The following is a 7,225-nucleotide window of genomic DNA, read 5'->3' on the forward strand; positions in this document are numbered from 1 at the left end:
GCTGCTGGAACGCTGCGCCGAGGTCGTTGGGGTTGAGGCCGCCGAACATCGCCGCGAACGGGTTGTCGGCGCCACCGGGGGCACCCGGCGTGCCAGGGCCGCCGGGCATGCCCATCCCGAACAGCGCGCCGAACGGGTTCCCGCCGGCGAAGCCGAACGGCTGCGGGCCGCCCTGCTCCTTCTTCTGCTCGTCGCCGGGCCCGCCCTTGGCGTCCTCGGGCTTGGCCTTGCCGTCCTCGGGCTCCTCTGGCGGAACGCCGAATCCGAAGGGAAGGTCGCTCACGGGGGTCCTCGATCCGGTCGGCCGTCATGCGGGTGGTGGCGGTGGGTCTGCGGGCCCGGGGCGGTCGGCGGAGCGGGGGGACTCGCGGCCGGTGGGCGGCTCCCGGTGCGGCTGACCCGCGCCGGGTGCACCGCCGGGCCTCCGCCTCGGGCAGGATGGACGTACGTGACACACGTACGTACGCACATAAGCTAACCGTGGAGGATGGCCGGTGAGTTCCCCGCCTTCGGACGTTCGCTCTGGGCTGACCGGAGGAGAGGACGCCCCGGACACCACGGCGTCGCCGCCTCCAGCCTACGGCGGCAGGCCGCTGACCGTGGCCGTCACGGGTGCCGCCGGGGTGCTCGGCGAGCGCGTCGCGGCCCGCCTGGTGGCCTCGCCGGGAGTGAAGAAGGTCCTCGCGGTCGACGACCGCCGGGGCGAGGTGCCGGGCGTGCAGTGGCGCATCCTCGACGTTCGCGACCCCGCGGTGGCCGAGCGGCTGGCCGGTGTGGACGTGGTGGTCCACCTGGCGATGGACCTCGGGATGGAGTCCGACCCGCGCGCCCGCAGCGCCTACAACGTGCGCGGCGCGCAGACCGTGCTGACCGCCGCCGCGGCGGCCGGCGTGCACCGGGTGGTGCTCTGCACCTCGGCGATGGTCTACGGCGCGCTGGCCGACAACGAGGTGCCGCTGGCCGAGGACTCCGAGCTGCGGGCCACCGAGGAGGCCTCGCTGGTCGGGGACCTGCTGGAGATCGAGCGGCTGGCCCGGCGGGCCCCGCGCGCCCACCCGGGCCTGCAGGTGACGGTGCTGCGGCCGGCCGTGGTGGTCGGGCCGGGCGTCGACACGGTGCTGACCCGGCACTTCGAGGCTCCCCGCCTCCTGGTGGTGGCCGGTTCCCGGCCGTGCTGGCAGTTCTGCCACGTGGACGACCTGGCGGCGGCGCTGGAGTACGCGGCGCTCGGACTGGTCGAGGGCGAGGTGACGGTCGGTTGCGACGGCTGGCTGGAGCAGGAGGACGTGGAGCGGCTGTCGGGCATCCGGCGGATGGAACTGCCGGCGTCGCTGGCGCTGGGCACCGCCGCCCGGCTGCACCGGCTCGGCCTGACCCCGGCACCTGCGGGGGACCTCGCCTACACCATGTACCCGTGGGTGGTCTCCGGCAGCCGGCTGCACGAGGCGGGCTGGCGGCCGCTCTACACCAACGAGCAGGTGCTGGCCGAGCTGCTGGCACAGGTCTCCGGCAAGCACGCGGTGGCCGGGCGCCGGCTGGGCGGCAAGGAGGCCGCGACCAGCCTGGGCGCGGCCGGGGCGACGGTGGCGCTGGTCGGTACGGCGGCGCTGGTGCGGCGGGCGCGCAAGCGGCGCCGCTTCTGATCCCGCCCGTCCGAGGCCGCCCGTCCGAGTCCGTCGGTCCGAGTCCGCCCCGCCGATCCCGCCCGGCTGATCCCCCCGGGGCCCGCCCGCCTGAGCCCGGGTGGCGGGCCGCCGGCCGCCGGGCGCCGCGGGCCGCGCGGCCCTGGCCCCTGCGGCTGCTCCGGCGCGCCGGTGCGCTCCCGAGTCGCAGCTCTTCTCACGATGCGAAATCTCGCAATCGTGATACGGAATCCCCTGCCCGAACCGGATCCGGATGGGGAATCATGGGGGCATGTCCGAGAACCACGACCCCATCCGCCTGCTCGCCATCCGCGACACCCCGCTCTCGCTCGACGAGGTGTACGAGGCGGTGGGCGACGACGCGGCCGGCGGCACGACCGTCTTCGTCGGGACGGTCCGTGACCACGACGGCGGCAAGTCGGTGGCCGCGCTGGAGTACAGCTGCCACCCCACGGCCGAGCAGGAGATGCGCCGGATCGCCGAGAAGATCGTCGCCGACTTCCCGGTCAAGGCGCTCGCCGCGGTGCACCGCATCGGACGGCTGGACATCACGGACAAGGCCGTGATCGTCGCCGTCTCCTGCGCCCACCGCGGCGAGGCCTTCGCCGCCGCCCGCCGGCTGATCGACGACCTCAAGCACGAGGTGCCGATCTGGAAGCACCAGGTCTTCTCCGACGGCGAGGAGGAGTGGGTCGGCGCCGCAAGCTGCTGACCTGCCCGAACACCGTCGGCACGCAGGCGCGCCGGGCCCTCACTCGAACGGGTGTGGGCCGCTGCGCCGAATACTCCTTGGCAGTGAGCCGATCGGCTGTCCCGTAACCCGGACGGCGCCGTCCGCGTTGTCCAGCGGGGTGGTTAATCTGCTCATAGACACGACGAGCTGGGAGTACTGACATGGCTGTGCTCGCCTGGTTGATCATTCCGGTTGTCGCCGCACTGCTCGCCACCGTCTGGGCGGGCTGGGCCCAGCGGGCTCCGCGAGCCACCGGGGACCCCGCCTCCCTCGCCGAACACCGACGCTTCACGGCCGCGATGGAACGCTCCACCGTCGGCGCCGGCCGGAGCGAGGGCTCGGGCCGGTAGCCCGGGGGGCGCCGCGTCACCCGCGTCCCGTACTGTCGAGGCATGCCACGCCGCTCTGCGACGATGCTCGCCGCCACCCTGCTGCTCATAGCGCTGCTCTGCGTCTCGGTGCTGATGAAGGTGCCGTACACCGAGATGAGCCCGGGGCCGACGTACAACACGCTCGGGGTGCAGGAGAAGACGGGTACACCGGTGATCACCGTCACCGGCCACGAGTCGTACCCGGTGAGCGGGCACCTCAACATGACCACCGTCCAGGTCACCGGGGCCAAGTACGAGCCCAGCCTGGTCAACGCGGTGATCGGGTGGCTGCGGGACGACGTCCTGGTGGTGCCGCACGACAACGTCTACCCGAAGGGTCAGACGGACGCGGACGCCAAGAAGCAGAACGCCGAGGAGTTCGCGCTCTCCGAGGACCACGCGCGCACGGCGGCGCTCACCCAGCTCGGCATCCCGGTCGGCAACGAGCTGATCGTCCAGTCGGTCACCGCCGGCGCCCCGGCCGAGGGCCGGCTGCACGCCGGCGACCGGATCGTCGCCGTCGACGGCGCGCCGGTGACCGACGCGGAGGGCGTGGCCAAGGCCGTCACCAAGCACCAGCCCGGCGAGTCGGTGGTCTTCACCGTGGTGCCGATGGCCAGGGACGCCGCCAAGACCGATCCGTCGGCGGCCCGCACCGACGTCACCGTGCCGACCGTGAAGTCCCCGGACACCGGCAGCGCGATGGTCGGCATCCGTCCCGGCGTGCGGCACACCTACCCGTTCCAGATCGACATCGGCCTGCAGGACGTGGGCGGGCCCAGCGCCGGGCTGATGTTCTCGCTCGGCATCATCGACAAGCTGACGCCCGAGGACCTCACCGGCGGCCGGTTCGTCGCGGGCACCGGCACCATCGACGACGCCGGCAAGGTCGGCCCGATCGGCGGGATATCCATGAAGCTGATCGCCGCCCGGGACGCCGGGGCCGAGTACTTCTTCACCCCGGCCGGCAACTGTGCCGAGGCCGGCAAGAACACCCCGTCCGGACTGACCCTGGTCAAGGCCGAGACGCTGGACGGCGCGCTGAAGTCGCTGGAGCAGATCCGCTCCGGGCAGACCTCCGCGCTGCCGTCCTGCGCCAAGTAGCCGGACCGCCCCGGCCGTCCGGGATCAGGCGAAGGTCGCCAGCAGGGCCTCGGTCAGGCCCGGCACCAGGTCGGGGCCGGTCAGCACCTCGCGGGCGGTGTCCTTCGACCGCAGCCGCAGGGCGATCTCCTTCTTGCCGTCCCGCAGCACGGCGGCGGTGATCCGCACCTCCTCGCGCTTGGGGTGGTTGGCCACCCACTCGGCGAGCTGGGCGTCGCTGGCGTTGCGCGGGCGGGACTGCTCGGCGCCCGGCGGCAGCATGAGCCGCTCGACCACCAGGGCGCAGCCGGCCACGGCGTCCGGCCAGGCGATGGTGCCGAGGAACTTGTCGAGCTCCATGCCGGCCGGCAGCTCGTCCTGCTCGACCGGGGTGAGGCCGGCCTCGTCGCTGTCGGCGAGGCCGAGCTGCTTCGCGATCCGGGGGTCGGCCTTGCGCAGCGCGGCGCTGTCCACCAGGGCGAACAGGCGGGCCGGGAGGTCCCAGCCGAGGGTGGCGGCGTACTCGTCGATCTCCAGCGCGGCCCGGGTCAGCGGGCTGGCGGCCGGGAGCTTGGAGACGTCGTCGGGGGAATTGGAGACATCGGACATGCCTCAATCCTCACACGCCGGGGCCCCCGGGCGGCGCCACGGCTCCTGCGGGGTCGGAGTAACCGTCTGCTAACGGTGGGAACTCGGCCAGAGCCTGGTTTAGTTTCACTGACGACCGACCGACTCCAGACGACACAGCCGAGGTGCCACCGTGGTCTTCCAGATGCCGGAACGCTCAGGGCCGGGATTCCGGCGAAGGGTAGGCCCGCCCTCCCGGCGCGCGCGGGTGCTCCTGCTGACCCTGGGCGTGCTCGCGGTGCTGTTCCTGCTGTTCGTCATGTTCTCCGGGTTCTGGACGGACTGGCTCTGGTTCAAGTCGGTCCACTACTCCTCGGTGTTCACCACCCAGCTCTGGACGAAGATCGGCCTGTTCGCCGTGTTCGGGCTGTTCATGGCGGTGATCGTCGGCTTCAACCTCTGGCTGGCGCACCGGCTGCGGCCGCCGCTGTCGGCGATGTCGGTGGAGCAGCAGAGCCTGGACCGCTACCGGTCGGGGCTGGCCCCGTTCAAGCGCTGGACGCTGATCGGGATCTCGCTGGTGATCGGCCTGGTGGCCGGTGCCGCCGCCTCCGGCCAGTGGCGGACCTGGCTGCTGTGGACCAACGGGACGTCCTTCGGCGTGAAGGACGCGCAGTTCGGCATGGACGTCTCCTTCTACGCCTTCGAGCTGCCGTTCTACGAGTTCGTGCTCGGCTTCGCGTTCAGCGCAGTGATCGTCTCGCTGCTGGCCTCGGTGCTGGTGCACTACCTGTACGGGGGCCTGCGGCTGCAGGGTCCGGGCCGCCGGGCCAGCGCCGGTGCGCAGGGCCACCTCGCGGTGCTGCTCGGCGTCTTCGTGCTGCTGAAGGCGGCGGCGTACTGGCTCGACCGGTACGCCCTGGCGGTGAAGACCGGCTCCTACAAGGGCGTCAGCGGCTGGACCGGCCTGCGCTACGTGGACGCCAACGCGTTCCTGCCGGCCAAGACCATCCTGTTCTTCGTCGCGATCATCTGCGCGGTGCTCTTCTTCCTGACCCCGATCCGCCGCACCTGGGCCCCGGCCCTGATCGGCCTCGGGCTGATGGTGCTGTCGGCGGTGCTGATCGGCGGGGTGTACCCGGCGATCGTGCAGCAGTTCCAGGTCAAGCCGAACGAGCAGGCCAAGGAGACGCCGTACATCCAGAAGAACATCGACGCGACGCGGCAGGCGTACGGGATCGCGGACAGCCAGGTCACCCCGTACAACCCGGCGAACGCGACCAACGCGGACGCGCTGAAGCCGGACGCCCAGACCATCACGGACATCCGGCTGCTCGACCCGAACGTGGTCGGCCCGACGTTCCAGCAGAACGAGGCGCTGCGCAAGTACTACGCCTTCCCCAAGTCGCTGGACGTGGACCGGTACGGCGCCCAGGACACCGTGCTGGGCGTGCGCGAGCTGGACCTCAACGGCATCCAGCGGAACTGGATCAACGACCACTTCAACTACACCCACGGCTACGGCGTGATCGCGGCCAAGGGCAACCAGGTGGACTCCAACGGCAACCCGGTCTACACCGAGTCCGCGCTGCCGACCAAGGGCGCGTTCGGCCCCTACCAGCAGCGGGTCTACTACGGCGAGAAGACCACGACGTACTCGATCGTCGGCGGCGGCTACCAGGACATCGACTACACCGCCGAGGACGGCACCCCGGTGCACTCCACCTACGACGGCGGCAGCGGCGTCTCGCTGTCCAACCCGCTCACGCGGGCCGCGTACGCGGTGAAGTTCGCCGAGCCGCAGATCCTCTACTCCAGCGCGATCAAGGACGGCGCGAAGGTCATCTACGACCGCACCCCCAAGGAGCGGGTCGAGAAGGTCGCGCCCTGGCTGTCGATCGACGCCGACCCGTACCCGGTGGTGCAGGCGGGCCCCGCCGGCCAGCCGGGCAAGGTGGTCTGGGTGCTGGACGGCTACACCACCTCGGACGGTTACCCGTTCTCGTCCAAGACGACGCTGGGCGACGTCACCAAGGACTCGCTGACCAACCAGCGCGGTGAGCTGCTGACCGCCGCCAACCAGGTCAACTACATCCGCAACTCGGTCAAGGCCACCGTGGACGCGTACACCGGTGAGGTGACGCTCTACCAGTGGGACGAGAACGACCCGGTGCTGAAGACCTGGATGAAGGCGTTCCCGGACACCGTCAAGGCGAAGGCCGAGATCCCGGACACGCTGATGCCGCACCTGCGGTACCCGCAGGACATGTTCAAGGTGCAGCGCGACCTGCTCGCCGAGTACCACATGACCGACGCCGGCGGCTTCTTCAACGGCACCGACATCTGGCAGGTGCCGGCGGACCCGACCACCAACACCAACGAGGTCCAGCCGCCGTACTACCTGACGGTCCGGATGCCCGACGCCAAGGCCGCGAGCTTCTCGCTCACCACCTCGTTCACGCCGAGCGGGCGCGACAACCTGGCCGCCTTCATGTCGGTCAGCGCCGACCCGGGGCCGGACTACGGGAAGATCCGGATCGCCAAGATGGAGACCGACTCCCGGGCGCTCGGGGCGAAGCAGGTCCAGGCGAAGTTCAACTCGGACCCGCTGGTAGCCAACCAGCTCACCCTGCTGAAGACCGGTACCGACTCCGACATCGAGTACGGCAACCTGCTGACCCTGCCGGTCGGCGGAGGCCTGCTCAACGTCGAGCCGGTCTACCTGATCGGCCGCAGCGCCAAGGTGCCGGTGCTGAAGAAGGTGCTGGCGACCTACGGCAACGAGAACGCGGTGGTCGCGGTCGAGGACAACCTGGAGAAGGCACTGG

At 71.3% G+C, this 7,225-nt stretch carries 6 protein-coding genes and 1 pseudogene; 5 read left to right on the top strand and 2 right to left on the bottom strand.

The annotated features are described in order from the left end of the window. Positions 1 to 283, bottom strand: a pseudogene (locus tag MCM47_RS44335) (hypothetical protein); the annotation flags it as partial. A gap of 211 nt (positions 284 to 494) precedes the next feature. On the opposite strand from MCM47_RS44335, the gene MCM47_RS44340 reads away from it, so the two are divergent. From MCM47_RS44340 to MCM47_RS44355, 4 genes are all read left to right on the top strand, one after another. After that, the gene (locus MCM47_RS44340; RefSeq protein WP_374209278.1) at positions 495 to 1,643 is read left to right on the top strand and encodes an NAD-dependent epimerase/dehydratase family protein; all 1,149 of its coding nucleotides are present in this window, start codon (positions 495 to 497) and stop codon (positions 1,641 to 1,643) included. 271 nt (positions 1,644 to 1,914) lie between these two features. Continuing rightward, entirely contained in the window at positions 1,915 to 2,355 is a 441-nt protein-coding gene (locus MCM47_RS44345; protein WP_238951648.1) for a molybdenum cofactor biosynthesis protein MoaE, read from the top strand. Between the two features lie 182 nt (positions 2,356 to 2,537). Then, positions 2,538 to 2,726 carry a hypothetical protein gene (locus MCM47_RS44350; protein WP_238951647.1) on the top strand — a complete coding sequence of 63 codons (189 nt, stop codon included), beginning with the start codon at positions 2,538 to 2,540 and terminating at the stop codon, positions 2,724 to 2,726. A gap of 42 nt (positions 2,727 to 2,768) precedes the next feature. After that, entirely contained in the window at positions 2,769 to 3,851 is a 1,083-nt protein-coding gene (locus MCM47_RS44355; RefSeq protein WP_238951646.1) for a PDZ domain-containing protein, read from the top strand. Between the two features lie 24 nt (positions 3,852 to 3,875). Here the strand turns inward: MCM47_RS44355 and MCM47_RS44360 are convergent, their stop codons facing one another. Beyond that, entirely contained in the window at positions 3,876 to 4,439 is a 564-nt protein-coding gene (locus tag MCM47_RS44360; protein ID WP_238951645.1) for a PPA1309 family protein, read from the bottom strand. 163 nt (positions 4,440 to 4,602) lie between these two features. Between MCM47_RS44360 and MCM47_RS44365 the strand changes: the two genes are divergently transcribed. Continuing rightward, positions 4,603 to 7,225: UPF0182 family protein (locus MCM47_RS44365; protein WP_238951649.1), on the top strand; the 2,623-nt coding region annotated here is incomplete at its 3' end.

The organism is Kitasatospora sp. A2-31 (genome assembly GCF_022288725.1).
Lineage (GTDB): Bacteria > Actinomycetota > Actinomycetes > Streptomycetales > Streptomycetaceae > Kitasatospora.